Here is an 18,116-nt window from a genome sequence, read left to right as displayed (position 1 = left end):
TTATTCTGCTGGTTGCTGCTCAGGAATTAAGATTTCTTGCTCTTCGATAATCGCTGGATCTTCAGTCATCTCTTCTTGATAACCTTCTTCTGAATAATCAGAATCATCGTAATCGTAAGATGATGCGCCCATACCGAATAACATAGCTGCTAAACCTAACATTTGAGGAGCTTGAGTCACATCCATAAACTCATCAAAAGTATAGGTTTTACCATTCATAGTAAATTTATCAGCAGCATAGTTCAGTTTCATGCTTAATGCTTTACCATCTTGAGCAAGTAACATCAGTGGTAATGCATCTTTCTCATCTTGAGAAATTTGGTTGATATTTTGTTGTAACTCAGTTTTTAACTGCTCAACGTCAGCAGCCGTTGCTACTTCGATCTCTTTTTTCTCTGTATCTGTTAATGCGGTTTCTTGGTAACGAGCTGCATCAAGATATTGAGTGGTGTTACGGAATTCAGCTAACATAGGAAGAGATAAATCAACATTGAAATCAATGTTTTTAAACAGATAGTTAAATAACTCTGCTGGTGATTTCTCTTGGTTTTCTAATACTTTAACGTTAAAAGCATTTAGGTCTAAGTTAAAGGTTAACTTACTTGCACCACTTTTATTTGTTAAAGACGCTTCATCAATACGGAAAACTAAGCCTTTCTCCAGAACATCACGAACGGCTTGTTCAACCATTTCTGAATTATCGAAATGATTTTTATTCCATGGTAATAATGAGTTGTTATAAACTTTGGTTAATAACAACATGGCATCTGGATCAGCTTTATCTATTGAATAGCCAAATTTGCCTGCACCAAATTCTAGTCCCGCAACATTCAGTGACTTAAAGTAATAAGTTTGAGAGATATTAAAGAGTTTATCTTTGATATCACTTTTTGTTGTTAAAGAAAAATCTTTCAGTGAGAAATCAGATGCTTTGTCTTTGCTAGTATGTGCAATTTCAGCAAAGCTTAATAACTGCTCATTAAATAAATATTGATCGTTATTAACTTTAGTTCCAGCGACAGAACCTGCAATATTTTTAATTGTGAAAGTTTCTTCACCATCTTTAGTCACAACAACTTGATCACCTTTTACGGCGGTAGTGAAGTTGGTTGCAGTTTTATCTGATGAGAATTCAATTGTTAATGGTGTTGTTTTAACTGTGCCACCGTTTTCAGCGAAATCGATAGGATTTAGTTTAGCTTCACCTGATACTGCACCATCAAAAGCCAAAGATGTATGCATATCAAAAAGAGATTTATCTTTAGTCAGCTTGAATAATTCTTTAGTTGTATCATTGTTGACCAATGTATTATTCATCGCTGCTAATTTTGGTGCTAAATTAAATTTAGCCAGATCAGAAAGAGGGAATGGACCGTGATCGATATCAGTAGTAAAGATAATTTCTTCTACTTTTTTATCCTGGTCTTCAACGACTTCACTAGCATCTTTTGAAATCACGACAGCAAAGTCTGCATTAGAGGTGAATACCCCTTTTTTATAGTCACGAATTTCAAGTTTAATATCAGCGCCAAATTGTGCATTTTTAGCAAGTTGCGCTAACTGGACATTAGCTAGTTTCGTTTCTTCCTGTAAGCGACTTTCAATTTTGCTGCCCATGTACCACGACGCACCAGTCCAAACAACACCCAATGCGACGATAACACCAACAGCGACAAGCGATTTCTTCATAATTCTAGTCCATCCTCTGTGTACATCTGGCGATGTACGTTATAAAGGCTGTTTTGTAACCCTTAAACAACCCGATAAATTGGTGATAAATTTTACTAAATTTAAATATAGATAATCCACATATATACATCGCCACCTATATTAACTGTAAATATAGATTTAGTGGAATAAAATCGCAATCAGAACTTACTTATTTACTCGCTAACATAATGAGTTTAAAGCAAAATGAATATGATTTATAAGATAAATTAAATAAGCACCAAAAACGTCTTTTTTCTTACTCATTTTTAGATTTAGACAATATTTAATTGTGATGTGATTCTATTTATGATGAATAATAAAGGCTCATAATAAGTGTGGATATAAATATGAAAGCTTAAATAATAAGATTGGCAATAAAATAAGATTGCTAACCGTACTTTCCCAAAAAAATCAACAGATTTCATTCTGTTATAAATTTCATAAGCTCGCTTTAGCTCTCATATTTATTATTCTGTTTATGGCATGATACTGGTATCCGAGTTATTTACTAGAAAGTGATTCGGAATTAATCAATTATTCTGTGTACTTAAGGAGATTGAAATGGCAGCCACTCGCATTGAAAAAGACTCAATGGGGCAAATCGAAGTACCTGCTGACCAGTTATGGGGAGCTCAAACGCAGCGTTCTCTTGAACACTTCCGTATTTCAGTTGAAAAAATGCCTGTTGCACTTATCCATGCGCTTGCTATCACGAAGAAAGCAGCCGCTGGTGTTAACATGGATTTAGGTTTATTACCAAAAGAGCGTGCTGATGCAATTATCGCAGCTGCAGATGAAGTGCTTGCAGGTAAACACCCAACTGAATTCCCATTAGCAATCTGGCAGACCGGTTCTGGCACTCAATCAAACATGAATATGAATGAAGTGTTAGCTAACCGTGGTAGTGAGATACTTGGTGGTATCCGTGGCATGGAACGCAAAATCCATCCGAATGATGATGTTAACAAAAGTCAGAGTTCAAATGATGTGTTCCCAACTGCCATGCATGTCGCTGCTGTTATTGCATTACGTCAGGATTTACTGCCAGAATTAAAATCACTGCTGAAAGTATTCAAAGAGAAAGCAGAAGCTTTCCATGACATCGTTAAAATTGGTCGTACTCACCTGCAAGATGCGACACCACTGACATTAGGTCAAGAAATCTCCGGTTGGGCTGCTATGCTTGAGCACAGCATCAAACATATCGATGATTCAGTTCCTCATGTTTGTGAATTAGCGCTAGGTGGTACAGCCGTGGGTACGGGGTTAAATACCCATCCAGAATATGCTGTTCGTGTTGCTAAACGTATTGCTGAATTATCAGGTCAGCCTTTTGTAACGGCTCCTAATAAATTTGAAGCATTAGCAACTTGTGATGCATTAGTTCATTCACATGGTGCATTAAAAGGTTTAGCTGCTTCATTAATGAAGATTGCTAACGATGTGCGTTGGTTAGCTTCTGGCCCTCGTTGTGGTATTGGCGAAATCGCTATCCCAGAAAACGAACCAGGTAGTTCAATCATGCCAGGTAAAGTTAACCCAACACAATGTGAAGCATTAACGATGTTATGTGCTCAAGTAATGGGTAATGATGTTGCTATTAATATTGGTGGCGCATCAGGTAACTTTGAACTGAACGTTTATCGTCCAATGATCATCGATAACTTCTTACAATCAGTCCGTTTACTGGCTGATGGTATGCGTAGTTTCAATGAGCATTGTGCAATTGGTATTGAGCCAAACCGTGAGCGTATCAATAAACTACTGCATGAATCATTAATGCTAGTTACTGCGTTAAATACTCATATCGGTTACGATAAAGCCGCTGAAATCGCGAAAAAAGCGCATAAAGAAGGTTTAACGCTAAAAGAATCCGCATTGAAACTGAACTACCTAACATCGGAAGAGTTCGATAGCTGGGTGCGTCCAGAAGATATGGTTGGTAGCATGAAAAAATAAGTGTTAAATACACTTATTTAACCGATATTAAATCCCGCTATTATAGCGGGATTTTTAGATCATATAGGAAAAATAATGACTGAAGAAATTACCTTTACCGCGACAGAAGTTAATTGCTATGTGGAAGATGATGTCACCATTATTGGAATAGGGGATGATGCCGTTTCTCCTGATCATTTCATTATTCTTTCAAGATTTGATGAAGAAGATGAAGATATCGATAATTCGATTGGTTTAATGACTCATTTATCTGATGTTGAAGCCATTAATACGCTCGAAAAAATCACGCTTGATCGAAAAAATATTGTTCTTGCATTAAAAAACAATGTGGTAATAACAATCCATTTAGATATTGAAGACAATCACTTTGTTCAGCTCAATGATTATCTTCTACAAATCCTTCAAGGAAGCTCAATTAAACTTATTGAAAAATAAGACATTATCTATTTTTCAATATACAAATGCATTCTTGGAATAATTAATTGCAGCTTTTTAGCTTTAGGGCGATGACGAATTTGAATATTATCGGCATCATAATTAGGAAGTTCGCCAATAATAGGTTTAAAGTCGCTCTCTTTATCAATATAGAAAGCTAATAAAGGCAAGGGACACGCATATTGCACTTGTTTTTGAAGTTCTGAATACCAAACACGAGCAATAGGTTGCACTTTGACAGGACGCTTTATTTTTAGTTTTGCATTTTCAGGTAATTGTGAAAGGGTAATGATCTCTTTATCAATACGCTCTGCCCATTGTTCACTAGTATAAGGTGGCACTGCGCGATTGGCTTCGCGACTTTTTTCTAATTGAGCCAAAACATCGTTACGCGTTAAATTCTTAATAATATTCTTATTCGCCCAACCAAAACGCACAGTATCCGGATCAGACAAAAGGGTGAGGGTACGATAAGCATTCAGCGTAATTAAACCTTTTAGCTGATTATGGACAAAATCAAAACGCTCTTCCTTCGATATGCCAGACTCTTTAGTGACAATATTGGAAAGCTGTTTTTTTAATAAATTAATTTTCTCAACATGTTCTTTTACAGACTTAAAAGTTTGATTATCTGTACTAAAGCAGAGTACACCGGGTAAACGAATAGCGCGTTTACTACTGATGTGTGGGGCATTGTCATAAATAAAGAGATTCGCCATTAGCTTTAAAGCGAGATCTCTGGCTTCCTCATCATAATAGGGTGACACTGTAACGTGAACAACCTCATCATGTTCTTCTTCTTTGCTAACTTCAGGCAATTCAAATACTGCTGATGGCAATAACACTAGATTTCTCAACACATCAGTTAGCGTTTTAATTTCGTTTTCTAATTGTTGGAAGCAGAGATTGAATTGCTCAATTAAATCATATCGACTCATCTTAATATCCTTATTTAGTTACAACATACAACTAGCCTTTGTTTAAAACAATACATTAGCTTCAGTGGAAAGTACATCGCTTAACAGAGAAAAATGCCAAAAACACGGTATACTGTTTATTTATACAGTATACCGTAAAAAGGGCATATTTTGATGATGTTTTTCCTAAAAGAGAGTTATTTGATGGCTTTTAAATCAATAGCAGCCTGTTTTTCACTCGATTGTATTAACGGTTTATGAATAACATCACAATCTGGTTTTGTTGGTGGGCAGGATTCTGTGAATGCACTTGAGAGAGAGGTAAAAAAGAGAAACAGCAGGGTAATAGATAATTTTATGATAGGCATAATCGTTGTTCCTTCTTAAAGAATAAGCCTATACCTTAAGAAAGGAGTGCAAAATCGACAATATTAAACCGTGTTAATCCGCTTTTGCACTTTATCAATTATCAATAAATTTACTGGGCAACTTTGTTTAAATGCAGGGCTATCAATAAGGCTGCTAACATTAAAAGGGCAATAAATAGTCCTACACCAAGCCAGCCAAAACTCACCCAGAACAGACCACCCACTGTACCTGCAAGGCTAGAGCCAGCATAGTAAGTAAAGAGATAAAGTGAAGAGGCTTGAGCACGTCCTCGTTTAGCGCGACGACCAACCCAGCTACTTGCAACAGCATGTGCAGCAAAGAAACCTGTCGTTAATATAAGCATCCCAATAAATATAACGGGCAAAGATTCAATCAAAGTAATCAATATACCGATTAACATCATTGAAATTCCAGCAATAAAGACTTTACCTAATCCATATTTAGTCGTTAATAAGCCCGCTTTGGATGCGCTATAAGTACCACTTAAATAGACGATAGAAATCAGTCCCACAGTAGTTTGACTTAATGAATAGGGTGCATCTAATAAACGATAGCCAATATAGTTAAACAAAGTGACAAACCCGCCCATCAATAAACCACCTTCAATAAATAACAAAGGCAGTCCTTTATCTCTAAAATGCAATTTAGTGGTAATAAGAAGATTACGCGGTTTTAATGCTGTTGGTCTAAAGTGCTGTGAAGCAGGTAATATCTTCCAGAAAGTAATCGCAGCAAAAAGGGCAAAAATACCGAGAATAACAACGGATAAACGCCAAGAATAATAATCACTTAATACCCCAGTAATAACGCGCCCGCTCATTCCTCCAATAGAGTTACCACTAATATATAAACCCATTGATAACGCAAGGTAAGCAGGATGAATCTCTTCACTTAAATACGTCATTGCCACTGCGGCTACGCCACTTAATGAAAGTCCAACTAAAGCCCGTGTAATTAGAATACCTGTCCAGCTATTCATAGTTGCACTTAATAATGTAAAAAATGCAGCACAAAACAGCGCAATAACCATGACATTTTTACGACCAAAAGCGTCTGACAGCGGGCCTGTAATTAATAATCCACACGCCATTAAAGCAGTTGAAAGCGAGAGCGCTAGACTACTGGTTGCAGGGCTGACAGAAAACTCGTTAGATAACACGGGTAATATGGGTTGCACAAAATAGAGTAAGGCAAATGTCGCTAAACCGACCATGAAAAATGACACTGTCACTTTTATATACAGTGCATCATCACGCTGAATATAGTGCTTAGGGTTAGATTGGTGATGAGCAGGCTTTTCTATACTTGATGTATTGTCTGAAATATCAGTGCCTAAGCTCATACTTTTACTGTCTATTTCGTGAGTATCCATATTGATTAAACTTCCATTACTTAAATTTGATTTATGTCAATGTTAGAAATATTTGATTTTTTTGTCTAATATATTAATCATTAGAAATAAGACTTTTAAAGTATCAATGACGATATGAGAGAAATATGAATATTGAACTTAGGCATTTACGTTACTTTATTGCTGTAGCAGAAGAGCTTCACTTTGGTAAAGCAGCAGAAAGATTAAATATTTCTCAGCCTCCTTTAAGCCAACAAATACAAGCGCTTGAAGGTGAAATAGGCGCTAGGCTATTAGAACGAACTAACCGTTCAGTTTCGTTAACACCCGCAGGACAAATGTTTTTAAAAGAGTCCTACCAAATTATGGCGCAGGTCAACGCAGCCGCAACGCGTGCCGCTAGAATGGAAAAAGGTGAATTAGGTGAAATTTCAATTGGTTTTACCTCAACGACACCTTTTATGCATTTAGTCACCTTGAGTTTGCGACAGTTTAGAGAAAATTACCCTGAAGTCGGTATTCATATGCATCAAATGAATACAAAACAACAGATATCACCGTTACTGACAGGACGTATTGATCTGGGGATCATGCGAAACACGACGCTACCCGAAAATTTGCACCACCAGCTATTGTTTCGTGAGCCATTTATCTTAGCGGTTTATGAAGGGCATCCTTTACTTGCTTACAAAGAAACGGGCGTCAATATTCAAGATATTGGACAATATCCTTTTGTTTTCTTTGAAAGAGATGTCGGTACGGCACTTTATGATGAGATTATTCAACTGCTTAGTTTGTCAGGAATTACGCCAACTATTGCACAAGAAGCGGGCGAAGCTATGACGATTTTAGGGCTAGTTGCAGCAGGGCTTGGTATTTCCATTGTGACAAAATCATTTACGCGAATGAAAGTCGATGGGGTGCATTATCTGCATTTTGCAAATTCTCAGGCGTTCTCTGAAGTTTGGTTAGTTTCTCATAATAAGCGAGCTATTCCAGCGGCAGCGAATCGATTAACGCAATTACTATTAAAAAATATCTTAGATCACCAAAAATCTTGATTTATCTGTGTTTTTGATCACGCTTTTTATGTAAGTATTGTACAATTATCACAAATTGACGACATAATCGGTAATGAATTATTTGGAGCCTCGAATTAATTATGGCTCCTTAATTAAGGATGCATTCAATGGGGAACCAACCTAGCCACATCGATCACGTAAAACAATTTAATCTTGGCACAGTCTTTCGCTTGATTGATGAACATGGTCCCATTTCTCGTATTTCACTGTCAAAAAAGGCAGAGCTTGCGCCAGCAAGTATTACTAAGATCACCCGAGAATTAGTTGAAGCACACCTTATTCATGAAACAGAGTTCCCAGATGTGGGATTTCGTGGCAGACCTGCGGTCGGATTAAAATTAGAAAGCCAAGGCTGGCAATTTCTCTGTATCCGCGTCAATAAAGGTAGCTTGCTTTTTAGTTTAAGAGAATTAGATAGCAAACTGGTTACTGAAGATACGTTCGATTTCCCCAAAGAATACAGTGATGATTTTCTTAATCACTTTTTAGTTGCAATTGATAAATTTTTCGAGCGTTATCAATCTCATGTTGAAAGATTAACGGCAATTAGCATTACAATGAATGCCATTGTTGATCCCATTAGTGGCGTTATTTACAGCTCACCTTATTATGATATTAAAGACATTCCACTTGCCGATAAAATCCATGAAAAAGCAGGTGTTTCTGTATTTCTACAACATAGCGTAACAGCATGGACAATGGCAGAATCTTTATATGGTGCAGCAAAAAGCAATTCAGACGTTCTGCAAATTGTTATCGATGATATTGTTGGTGCTGGCGTGATAAGTAATGGAAAAACATTACACTCTAACAGTCATAGCGCTGTTGAAATTGGACATACTAAAGTTATCGACTCTCAAAATAGTTGTTATTGCGGGGCGAAAGGGTGTTTAGAAACAGAAATTGCTATTCCTCAATTAATTAAGAAAGCCCAATTATTAGCTCAAGAAGATCCCACTTCGTTGCTGAACAAATATCCTATTACTGTTGAAACATTGTGTGATGCAATATTAGTTGGTGATAAAGCAGCGCTTGAAATTGTTAATTTAGTTGCTCAGCGATTAGGTTTTATTTTGGCTGTCATGATTAATATCTTTAATCCACAAAAAATATTAATTGGCTCACCGCTTTGTCGAGCCAAATCTATTCTTTTTCCTTTGATCTTGAACCAAGTTCAACATCACGTTATGCCACGTTATGCGCAGTCTTTAATTATTGAAGAAACAGAGTTAAGAAACAAAGGAACATTGCCTGCGGCTTCGCTTGTAAAAGAAGCTCTCTACAATGGCTCTTTGTTAATTGAGTTGATGCAAGGCTAGATTAAGTGAAAAAATCGTAACAAAAGTGTTTTTCAAGCGTAAATCTGTCAATTGATCATTAACGAATTCTCTATTTTCGACCAATTAACTAAAAAATTGAGCTATCTCAAGCCACCAGAAACAGTGTTACCCTAAACTCTAATCTCTGTCATTTTTTATGAACCTGATTTATCTGTCATAACGGAAGTAAATTATATGTTAACACGCTTTTTTGTTACGGGGACAGATACCAACGTGGGTAAAACTGTTGTAACCCGAGCACTTCTTCAGTCATTAAATCGTGGCGGGTCAACGGCAGTGGGTTATAAGCCTATTGCAACAGAATTACATGAAACGGCTGATGGTGAGCGTAATCGTGACGCTATGATTATTCATAATTCATCGCCAGTTGAAGTTCGCTACGACGAAATTAATCCTATTTTGCTTGATAATTGTTATGTTAGCGAAAATGAAATTGATTTTAATAAGATTTCAAATGAGCTAGATAATTTAAGTAAAAAAGCAGAGTGTGTTGTTATTGAGGGTAATGGCGGTTGGCGTTATCTGCTCGATGATAATACCTTTTATTCTGATTGGGTGGTAAAAGAACAAATTCCAGTTGTTTTGGTTGTCGGTATTCAACCAGGCTGTGTTAATCACTCAATATTAACAGCACAATCTATTATCAACGATGGTGTAAAACTAGTAGGTTGGGTTGCGAACAGAATAAATCCAGGATTACCTTATTACGCGAAAATTGTGGAAAGGCTGTCTCAGCATATTCCTGCACCGCTGATTGGTGAAATCCCGTATTTATTACGTCCTGAAGAACGTGATCTCTCTTGTTACCTCGATTTAAGTCAGTTGGAAATCGCTGTACCTGCTTAAGAGAGAATATAAATAAGTAACGAAGTGGATTGCTATCTGTTTTTAAACGATACCAAACTTGTTACTTTTAAACGCCTGATGAGTAAACTCATTGGGTGTTTCTGTTTTTTCTGATTTCGCGTCAAGTATAACTAATGATAAAAATAACACACAAAATTGAAGCTAAATAAGATAGAACAAACCAGATAAAATGCAGATAAATCAGAAGAATAGTCATTGATAAACAGTGGCAAAGAAAAAGGGCGCTAATATTGCGCCCTTTTTTAATCACTAGATTTTATCAACTACAGATTAATGACGAGTATAGATGATTTTCTTACTGTCATTTTCGCAAGTTCCGACAACTTTACCATCTGCTTGTGCAACTTGGTCGTTTTCAACCACAGTTAAAGTAAAGTTAGCGGCTGGCACACCATTATTAACGATTTTTTGTTGAATAGATTCAACGACTTCATCACATCCCGCATTCGCGGCTAAAGGTGCAAACGCAACCAGAGTGGCCATTACTGCAAATACATATTTTTTCATATCATTCTCTCCTTGTTTTATGGAGTAAAACATCACTGTTTTACACGACTTTCTTACGGATTAACAGGGCGGCCAGTATTACTGTCTAAACAACGACGCGTTTCAGGCTCCCAATATGCGTAGACATTCGCACTTTTCAGACAAGCATCTCGCTCATCAATGGCTTTATCTACTTTATTAAATTCAATTTTTTCTCGCTGATTAACTTGGGTACGAAGCTCGCGCTTTTGATCCCAGTCTTCTTTCATTTGTCGAGCTTGTTCTTTATCTAAGACATTGTCATAGCCATCGCCATTAATGGTTACATTAGTTGAAGCGGCAACAGAAGAAAAAGAAGACACTGATAAACCAAGAAATAAGGAGAACACCATGGTTCTGATGACTTGTTTCTTAGTTAGTGTGTTTATCATGGTTGCTATCCTCTAAAGTTATGTAGCTATTGCTCTCAATGACTATTATATCTTAATAATTATAGCTGATACCTTAATAAAAAATGCGTTTTCAGTGTGTTTAGTTTTGACGATGAACACTTAATCCTGCAAATGACTGACTCACCGGCATCATTTCTAATGTATTGATATTCACATGAGCAGGTAAGGTTGCTGTCCAATATACCGCTTCTGCTACATCTTCAGGCGTTAATGCATTTGCATTGGCATAGGTTTGTTCAACTTTATCACTATCACCTTTAAAACGAACTAATGAGAACTCTGTACCCCCAACAAGACCCGGTTCAATATCGGTTACACGGACTTTTTTACCTTGGAGATCAGCACGTAATCCTAAACTAAATTGTTTAACAAACGCTTTAGTGGCACCATAAACATTACCGCCCATATAAGGCCAAGAGGCGGCTGTTGAACTGATATTAATAACATGACCTTTATTTCTTTCAACCATAAAAGGAAGAATAGCGCGGGTAACATGAACCAGACCTTTATTATTTGTCTCGATCATCGTATCCCAGTCATCAAGGTTAGCTTTATCGGCGGTATTTAAACCTAAGGCTAAGCCTGCATTATTGACTAACACATCAATTTCACGCCATTTTTCAGGTAGTTGAGTGTAAATCTCACTGACTGCTTTTTTATCTGTAACATCTAACTGTAACGGATAAAATTGTTCACCCAGCTCTTTATGTAAGTTATTAAGTTTATCCAAACGACGAGCTGTACCAATAACTTTGTGTCCATGGCTGATAAAATGACGAGCAATGGCTTCACCAAAGCCAGCGGAAGCACCCGTGATAAAAATAATCATTTAATTACCCTCGATAGTTATAATAATTGAAAGTAAAAGGCTATCACTAAAAAGAGTCAAGTTTAAAAATTGGCTTTGTGATAAATCAGGCTAAAAAACAGATGCTTTTCCTATATGAAAGATTTTTATCTTTAATCGTAACCTGTATTTTTGTTTTTAACTGATAGAACAAGAGGTAGTTATTTCGTTGTTTTCTATTAAAAACAAGGAAGGTAAAAATCAAGCTTAGTATCACGGTAAAACAAATAAACTCAGTAAGAACATAGTGATAATAACAATGATGCTACCAATTACAGCAATCGCCAGTGTGGGTGATAAAAGAAAACAGAAGTAACACAAAATAAAGGTCACAACGATATGAATTAAATCGCTAAATGACTTATATAAAACCACGATGGTTTTTTTTAATTGAGAGAGAAACGATTTGTTCATGTCACACCAAAATAAATGCAGATTATCTTATTGCGACTCGTTGCTAGACTGAGTCAAAAAAAATATAAACTCAGTCTAGCAGAATAAGAAAAGAGCGGTTATTTTTTACCAACTTGATGACCAATAACGCCACCTAAGACACCGCCACCAATGGTGCCTAATGCGCTACCATCAGTTAAAATAGCGCCACCGATAGCACCTGCACCGGCTCCAATTGCTGTATTACGGTCGCGTTTTGTCATGCTAGAACAGCCGGCAAGTGAAAAAAGCAGAACAGAAGCGACACACATTGTTCCAATCTTTTTTAACGTGATATTCATTTTTATAAACTCCAATATAAAGGACAATGTAAAAATAAACCTATCGAATTTATACTAGGATCGGAATATTCGGGAACAACGGGGAGAAAACTCTTAAAATGAGTGATTGCTCATAACATACATTTTAAATGCATTTAATCAAAATAAATTTTATTATCTATATTATTATTTGATGCTCAGAAGAAAAGCATCAATGTATTATGTCATTTATATGAGTTAACGTAACAATATGATATTGATAAATAAACTAAAAACACTCTCTTCACAATTTGCATCGGGTTATTTTGGTGTTGTATTAGGGATGATTGGTACGGGAATGGCATGGCGCTATGCAGCAAAAGAGCATAACTATCCGCCTTATATCGGTGAAATATTTATTGGTGTAGGTTGCTTGGTTTGGTTAACACTTACGCTATTTTTACTGAGTAAATGGCTATTTCATCGACAAGCCATTCTTGATGAAATTAAACATCCGGTTGCCAGTGGATTTACTAGTTTATTTCCGGCAACGACAGTCTTAGTCTCGATAGGGCTAAGCCCATATTTACCGTTATTTTCTCTGATACTGTTTAGTATTGGAGCAATTGCTCAACTTGGGTATTCCAGTTGGTTGATTGGTTATCAATGGAAGGGCGAATATCCAAAAATGGCGACGACACCGGTCTTATATTTACCCACAGTTGCGAACAACTTTATTTGTACCATGGCATGTGGTGCATTGGGTTTTAATGATCTGGGGGTTTTATTTTTTGGCGCTGGCGTATTTTCTTGGTTAAGTCTAGAACCCGCTATTTTAAAAAGAATACGTAGTGAGGGATTAATGGATGAGAAATCACGGCTATCATTTGGTATTCAATTAGCACCCGCTTTAGTTGCTTGTAGTGCTTATTTGGCAATCAATGACAATCACATCGATTTCTTCGCTAAAATGTTATTAGGCTATGGGCTTTTACAACTTCTATTTATGGTGAGATTAATTCCTTGGTTTGTTAAACAGCCGTTTTCATTACCTTTTTGGAGTTTCTCTTTTGGTGTATCTGCGTTAGCAAAAGCCTCATTAAATATGAGTATGACATCTAATAGTCATTTTATGCAGTTACTCTCAACAGCACTATTTATCTTCGCTAATTTAATTATCTTATTACTGATTTGGCATTCATTATTATGGGTTTTTAAAGGACTAAAACAATTATGTTGCCCATCTAAAGCACTCTAATGAACATAGAAAAAAGAGAGCCTAAACAAAATTATTTAGGCTCTCTTTACTTTAAGTCGAAAGATAATTTAATAAAATATCAAAATACTGCAATAGGTGAGAATTAAATTCTAATTGGCTTTCTGCTTAAAATAGCCACCGTATTACCAATAAACATGGCTGAGTAATATAAAGGAACATAAATCAAACCAAGTGCAATCATCATAACACCAATAGATAACATCAATGCCACAGTGGGATCTGGTGATGTTAATTCTAAAAAACCTTTATCTAATCCGGTTAAAAATACCTTTTCTTGTAATTTTGCATATAACCATGATCCACCAACAAGAACTGCACCAAACCAAAAACTTAGCCAACATAACGCCGAAGTAAAAGACATCATATTATTTTTCATTATTTGTTTTCCTTGTCAAATTAAGCACACAATGAGTTATGGTTTTTTTATAAAGATAAGCTTTTAAATTATAGCGATAAATTAAAATAGATAAATACACATATAGGTAAATGACGACATTAATATTTAAAGAATGCGATATTATTAATTATCTATTTATTTTTAAATTTCTTATTACATATATCCACACATAAAGAAATATCGTTAATAACAATCACTTTTGAAGATAATTCACGATGGTTATTAAAAAAAGCATCTAAACGTTTATCATATTGCTTTGAAAAGCGAAGAAGTTCCCACGTATTCACTAATGTTTCTTTAGGTAATTGACGTTTAATTCTATTTATAAATAGGCGTTTTATTAAGTAATTAACACGTTTCCAATAAGGAATATCTATCCTAAAAATAACCGTACAGTCATTAAGAAAGGGTAATAAACGTTTGTCATAAGCACCTTCAACGATCCATTTATCTGTTTCTTTAATAGCATTAACCTGAGATGTTATAAAATCCTCACTATTTTTATGGAATTCATCCCCAGTCATATCCCAATAAATGGCATCAAACGGATATACAGGTAAAGACAACGTAGTTGCAAGTTGCTTAGATAATGTCGTTTTTCCTGCTCCAGAAGGGCCCATAATACAAATCTTCATTTCTTTTTCAATAAGTTGCTTTAAGATAAGAATAGTATAAAAGGAAATAGAGCTAATAACGATGAAAAGAAAGTTAATTAAAAGAAATAAACGTTGGCTGATGGAAAAATATCATCTTTCACAACAACTATTTGCACCACTATCGGTTCTTTTAAAAGAAAATGAATTAGAGTCACAAGCAAATCGATATTACCGCTTATGGCGGCGTGGTTTAATCAAAGAAGATTGGAGCCATGCCACTTTTGATACTGGTGTTGCAACAGTACCTCAACTACGAGTTGATGGACGTGTTATTTATCACGAGAGAGTTTTTAACAAAGAATTCGTGCCATTAGAATACCAAGATCAATGGAAAGCATTTTGAAATTTAAAAAGCCAGCAGAGTCAGAATAAATCTAATTTATTGTTTATTATTAATGGCTTAAAAAATAAAAGGGTGAAAAAATAAGTTTTGGTTAAATATGGATAAAATAAAACAGCAATACCACCAGCAACAGCAAGCTTTCGTTGATGACATACAAAAGGGCATTGCTTTAAAGCGAGGTTTACCAGTATTAAGGGAATTACTTTTATCCTATAAATACAATGGAATGACTCAAGATATAATGCGAGATTGTTTAAACCAATTACGAGCTATTGAGGATGAAGACACTATTTTAGACTTACTCGATTTTGTCGAAGGTTTTTGTTCCTTAGATTGGAAAATATATCCCTGAAAACTGAAAAAAATTACTGGTAGATTTTCAAAAAATTCCCGCTTCTATCCTCGAAAATGCATTAAATATTCTTAATTTTGATAAGGCTGAGTCATTTTTTTATTCTCTAACTTTATCGGAAGCCGCATTGAGAGCTTGCGTGAAACGTGTGATTTCATCTTCGCTAAATTGGCTAATAAAGTAGTCTTTAATGACGCCTTGATAGATGATCCACATCTCTTTTCTTAATGCTTTACCTTTTTCTGTGATGGTTGCAAATGCTGCACGGCGATCATCATCAGAACGAGTGCGTATCACGAGTTGTTCCTTTTCCAATCTATCGATCATTCGCGTTAAATTATAACGCTCAATAACGACAACATCTGCAAGCTCATGCATACGTCGAGTTCCATTGACGCCGCTTTCTAAACCCCAAAGAATGTCATACCATGCATAAACAGGTAATTTGGCTTCAGCTAATTTTGCCTCAATCTTTCTAATAATAAGCTTATGAGCTTTAACAAAAGAAAACCAGAGATCAGGTTGTTTGTTGTTCATCTTATTGTTTTTCCAATTAAGGGAATTATTTGCAATTGCAATTATAAAAGGATGGCGTTATTTTTCCATGGTTATGGTTGTCATAATTTTAGTAAATGTATGAGTTGCTATAATTAGATGTGATGTTTTGAATTATATTTTTTGATCTGATAAATAAAATAGCCTATTGCCAGTGGAATAATAAATGGAATAATTAGGATAATGTAAAATATTATCCCACCTCTAGCTCCTGGACTATTAATATATTCATTAAAGGTATATTTTGAAAAATAGTGGAGCAATATATTATCACTGCATCTTTTAGCAAATGGAAATAACGGAGCACAAAGGCAAGCGTAAACAATAATTAAAATAAATTTATCTCCATGATCACTTAATACATAAATTAAAGGGATAAAAATAAAGAGGCTAAGTAGTAGCTTTCCTAAAAAATCCCAACTTTTAACAAAAAGACGAATAGGGTGATTTTTTCTTTTTATCAATATGTTATGGCGTGTTATTTTTTCTTTGGTATAATTTTTACCACTTCTACTCATTGAATTTCCCTGTAAAAGAAAATAAAACAGTCGTTAATTTATCTCTTATTATAAACATAATGTACATATATTTTTATATATTAATGAGTTAAATATATAGGCTAGTAGAAACAGATAAAACATCATTAAAAAACCCGCCAACAGAAAACATAGCTGACGGGTATTTTTCAGAAAATTAGAATGCTTGACGGAAAATTTCAATGATCTCTTTTTCATTACCTTTACGAGGATTAGAGAATGCATTACCGTCTTTAAGCGCCATTTCTGCCATATATGGGAAATCAGACTCTTTCACACCTAATTCACCCAAATGTTGCGGAATACCAATATCCGCAGATAGGCGAGCGATAGCAGCAATAGCGCGCTCTGCTGCATCCATCACTGATAATCCTGTGATATTTTCACCCATAAATTCAGCAATATCTGCAAATTTTTCTGGATTAGCAATCAGGTTATAACGCAGTACATGTGGTAATAGCACCGCATTAGCTACGCCATGAGGCATATCATATAAACCACCTAATTGGTGAGCCATTGCATGAACGTAACCAAGGTTAGCGTTATTAAATGCCATTCCTGCTAAAAGTGAAGCATAAGCCATATTTTCACGGGCTTTCAGATTTGTCCCCAAAGCTACGGCTTGACGCAAGTTACGAGAAATTAAACGGATTGCTTGAATAGCTGAAGCATCAGTGACGGGGTTAGCATCTTTAGAAATATAAGCTTCAACTGCGTGAGTTAATGCATCCATACCGGTTGCAGCAGTCAGTCCTGCTGGTTTGCCAATCATTAACAGTGGGTCGTTAATAGAAACAGAAGGGAGGTTACGCCAGCTTACAATAACAAATTTAACTTTAGTTTTGGTATTGGTCAGAACACAGTGGCGAGTGACTTCACTGGCTGTACCCGCAGTTGTATTCACTGCAATAATTGGTGGAAGTGGATTTGTTAGTGTTTCAATACCTGCATAATTATAAAGATCGCCTTCATGAGTTGCTGCAATACCGATACCTTTACCACAGTCATGTGGGCTACCGCCACCTACTGTAATTATCATGTCGCACTGTTCTTTGCGGAACATTGCAAGACCTTCAAGCACATTCGTGTCTTTTGGATTAGGTTCAGTACCGTCAAATACGACAACATCAATACCCGCTTCTTTTAGATAACCAATAGTTTTATCTACAGCGCCATCTTTTATTGCTCGTAGACCTTTATCCGTTACCAGCAGGGCTTTTTTACCACCCAATAATTTGCAACGTTCGCCAACAACAGAGATAGCACCTGGACCAAAAAAGTTAACATTCGGTACCAAGTAATCAAACATACGATAGCTCATGATAAACCTTCCAATATCAGATTATTATTCAGATAAATTAAAGTATTAGAGCATTCTCACCCCATTGGTTATTAAGTCAAGGTAGTAACCAATCAATAAGGTGAATCGATTCATTTAACTTTGGTTCATTTGATATAAGTCAATGGGAT

General features: G+C 35.8%; 22 protein-coding genes. 8 read left to right on the top strand and 14 right to left on the bottom strand.

Going from position 1 to position 18,116, the window contains the following annotated elements:
• Entirely contained in the window at positions 1-1,689 is a 1,689-nt protein-coding gene (locus AB4J89_RS04495) for a YdgA family protein (protein WP_368468271.1), read from the bottom strand.
• A 582-nt stretch (positions 1,690-2,271) separates the two neighbouring features.
• Here AB4J89_RS04495 and fumC point away from each other — a divergent pair.
• Both fumC and AB4J89_RS04485 read left to right on the top strand, forming a co-directional pair.
• Positions 2,272-3,669, top strand: a complete 1,398-nt coding sequence (gene fumC / locus AB4J89_RS04490) for a class II fumarate hydratase (RefSeq protein ID WP_075673810.1) — start codon at positions 2,272-2,274, stop codon at positions 3,667-3,669.
• Between the two features lie 75 nt (positions 3,670-3,744).
• Entirely contained in the window at positions 3,745-4,104 is a 360-nt protein-coding gene (locus AB4J89_RS04485; protein ID WP_088495668.1) for a hypothetical protein, read from the top strand.
• Between the two features lie 8 nt (positions 4,105-4,112).
• Here AB4J89_RS04485 and tus read toward each other — a convergent pair whose 3' ends face one another.
• From tus to AB4J89_RS04470, 3 genes are all read right to left on the bottom strand, one after another.
• Positions 4,113-5,042 carry a DNA replication terminus site-binding protein gene (gene tus / locus AB4J89_RS04480; RefSeq protein ID WP_368468268.1) on the bottom strand — a complete coding sequence of 310 codons (930 nt, stop codon included), beginning with the start codon at positions 5,040-5,042 and terminating at the stop codon, positions 4,113-4,115.
• A 176-nt stretch (positions 5,043-5,218) separates the two neighbouring features.
• A complete protein-coding gene (locus tag AB4J89_RS04475; protein ID WP_311754767.1) occupies positions 5,219-5,389 on the bottom strand; it encodes a hypothetical protein in 171 nt (56 codons plus the stop codon).
• Positions 5,390-5,499: 110 nt separating this feature from the next.
• Complete coding sequence (locus AB4J89_RS04470) at positions 5,500-6,783, bottom strand: MFS transporter (RefSeq protein WP_311754768.1); 1,284 nt, start codon at positions 6,781-6,783, stop codon at positions 5,500-5,502.
• Positions 6,784-6,908: 125 nt separating this feature from the next.
• On the opposite strand from AB4J89_RS04470, the gene AB4J89_RS04465 reads away from it, so the two are divergent.
• The 3 genes from AB4J89_RS04465 to bioD all read left to right on the top strand — a co-directional run bounded on the left by AB4J89_RS04465 (position 6,909) and on the right by bioD (position 10,030).
• A complete protein-coding gene (locus AB4J89_RS04465; RefSeq protein WP_088495664.1) occupies positions 6,909-7,823 on the top strand; it encodes a LysR family transcriptional regulator in 915 nt (304 codons plus the stop codon).
• Between the two features lie 119 nt (positions 7,824-7,942).
• Complete coding sequence (locus tag AB4J89_RS04460; RefSeq protein ID WP_368468266.1) at positions 7,943-9,163, top strand: ROK family protein; 1,221 nt, start codon at positions 7,943-7,945, stop codon at positions 9,161-9,163.
• A gap of 195 nt (positions 9,164-9,358) precedes the next feature.
• On the top strand, positions 9,359-10,030 hold the full coding sequence (bioD, locus tag AB4J89_RS04455; protein WP_088495662.1) for a dethiobiotin synthase: 672 nt from the start codon (positions 9,359-9,361) through the stop codon (positions 10,028-10,030).
• A 291-nt stretch (positions 10,031-10,321) separates the two neighbouring features.
• Here bioD and AB4J89_RS04450 read toward each other — a convergent pair whose 3' ends face one another.
• The 5 genes from AB4J89_RS04450 to osmB form a co-directional block, all read right to left on the bottom strand.
• Positions 10,322-10,558 (bottom strand): DUF1161 domain-containing protein, encoded by a 237-nt coding sequence (locus AB4J89_RS04450; RefSeq protein WP_088495661.1) that lies wholly within the window; start codon positions 10,556-10,558, stop codon positions 10,322-10,324.
• Between the two features lie 53 nt (positions 10,559-10,611).
• Positions 10,612-10,968 (bottom strand): DUF1283 family protein, encoded by a 357-nt coding sequence (locus AB4J89_RS04445; RefSeq protein WP_088495660.1) that lies wholly within the window; start codon positions 10,966-10,968, stop codon positions 10,612-10,614.
• Between the two features lie 100 nt (positions 10,969-11,068).
• Positions 11,069-11,818 (bottom strand): bifunctional NADP-dependent 3-hydroxy acid dehydrogenase/3-hydroxypropionate dehydrogenase YdfG, encoded by a 750-nt coding sequence (gene ydfG / locus AB4J89_RS04440; RefSeq protein WP_088495659.1) that lies wholly within the window; start codon positions 11,816-11,818, stop codon positions 11,069-11,071.
• Between the two features lie 231 nt (positions 11,819-12,049).
• Positions 12,050-12,250 carry a hypothetical protein gene (locus AB4J89_RS04435; RefSeq protein WP_088495658.1) on the bottom strand — a complete coding sequence of 67 codons (201 nt, stop codon included), beginning with the start codon at positions 12,248-12,250 and terminating at the stop codon, positions 12,050-12,052.
• A gap of 98 nt (positions 12,251-12,348) precedes the next feature.
• The gene (osmB, locus tag AB4J89_RS04430; RefSeq protein WP_088495657.1) at positions 12,349-12,570 is read right to left on the bottom strand and encodes an osmotically-inducible lipoprotein OsmB; all 222 of its coding nucleotides are present in this window, start codon (positions 12,568-12,570) and stop codon (positions 12,349-12,351) included.
• Positions 12,571-12,799: 229 nt separating this feature from the next.
• Between osmB and tehA the strand changes: the two genes are divergently transcribed.
• Positions 12,800-13,786 (top strand): dicarboxylate transporter/tellurite-resistance protein TehA, encoded by a 987-nt coding sequence (tehA, locus tag AB4J89_RS04425; protein WP_088495656.1) that lies wholly within the window; start codon positions 12,800-12,802, stop codon positions 13,784-13,786.
• Between the two features lie 103 nt (positions 13,787-13,889).
• On the opposite strand, the gene AB4J89_RS04420 is transcribed toward tehA, so the two are convergent.
• Entirely contained in the window at positions 13,890-14,183 is a 294-nt protein-coding gene (locus tag AB4J89_RS04420) for a hypothetical protein (RefSeq protein WP_088495655.1), read from the bottom strand.
• Positions 14,184-14,335: 152 nt separating this feature from the next.
• The gene (locus tag AB4J89_RS04415) at positions 14,336-14,824 is read right to left on the bottom strand and encodes an AAA family ATPase (RefSeq protein WP_368468262.1); all 489 of its coding nucleotides are present in this window, start codon (positions 14,822-14,824) and stop codon (positions 14,336-14,338) included.
• 76 nt (positions 14,825-14,900) lie between these two features.
• Between AB4J89_RS04415 and AB4J89_RS04410 the strand changes: the two genes are divergently transcribed.
• Together AB4J89_RS04410 and AB4J89_RS04405 are read left to right on the top strand one after the other, a co-directional pair.
• Entirely contained in the window at positions 14,901-15,203 is a 303-nt protein-coding gene (locus AB4J89_RS04410) for a hypothetical protein (RefSeq protein WP_368468260.1), read from the top strand.
• Positions 15,204-15,300: 97 nt separating this feature from the next.
• A complete protein-coding gene (locus AB4J89_RS04405) occupies positions 15,301-15,555 on the top strand; it encodes a hypothetical protein (protein WP_368468258.1) in 255 nt (84 codons plus the stop codon).
• A gap of 99 nt (positions 15,556-15,654) precedes the next feature.
• On the opposite strand, the gene AB4J89_RS04400 is transcribed toward AB4J89_RS04405, so the two are convergent.
• The 3 genes from AB4J89_RS04400 to dhaT form a co-directional block, all read right to left on the bottom strand.
• The gene (locus tag AB4J89_RS04400) at positions 15,655-16,092 is read right to left on the bottom strand and encodes a MarR family winged helix-turn-helix transcriptional regulator (protein ID WP_088495651.1); all 438 of its coding nucleotides are present in this window, start codon (positions 16,090-16,092) and stop codon (positions 15,655-15,657) included.
• A gap of 113 nt (positions 16,093-16,205) precedes the next feature.
• Positions 16,206-16,628, bottom strand: coding sequence for a hypothetical protein (locus tag AB4J89_RS04395; protein ID WP_227719015.1), 423 nt, complete (start codon positions 16,626-16,628; stop codon positions 16,206-16,208).
• Between the two features lie 175 nt (positions 16,629-16,803).
• Positions 16,804-17,967, bottom strand: a complete 1,164-nt coding sequence (dhaT, locus tag AB4J89_RS04390) for a 1,3-propanediol dehydrogenase (protein ID WP_088495650.1) — start codon at positions 17,965-17,967, stop codon at positions 16,804-16,806.
• Positions 17,968-18,116 lie beyond the last annotated feature (149 nt).

Source organism: Proteus sp. STS61-E (genome assembly GCF_040932335.1).
GTDB classification, from domain to species: domain Bacteria; phylum Pseudomonadota; class Gammaproteobacteria; order Enterobacterales; family Enterobacteriaceae; genus Proteus; species Proteus mirabilis_B.
The sequence above is the reverse complement of the archived record's forward strand: the minus strand, read 5'-3'. Positions and strand labels throughout refer to the sequence as shown.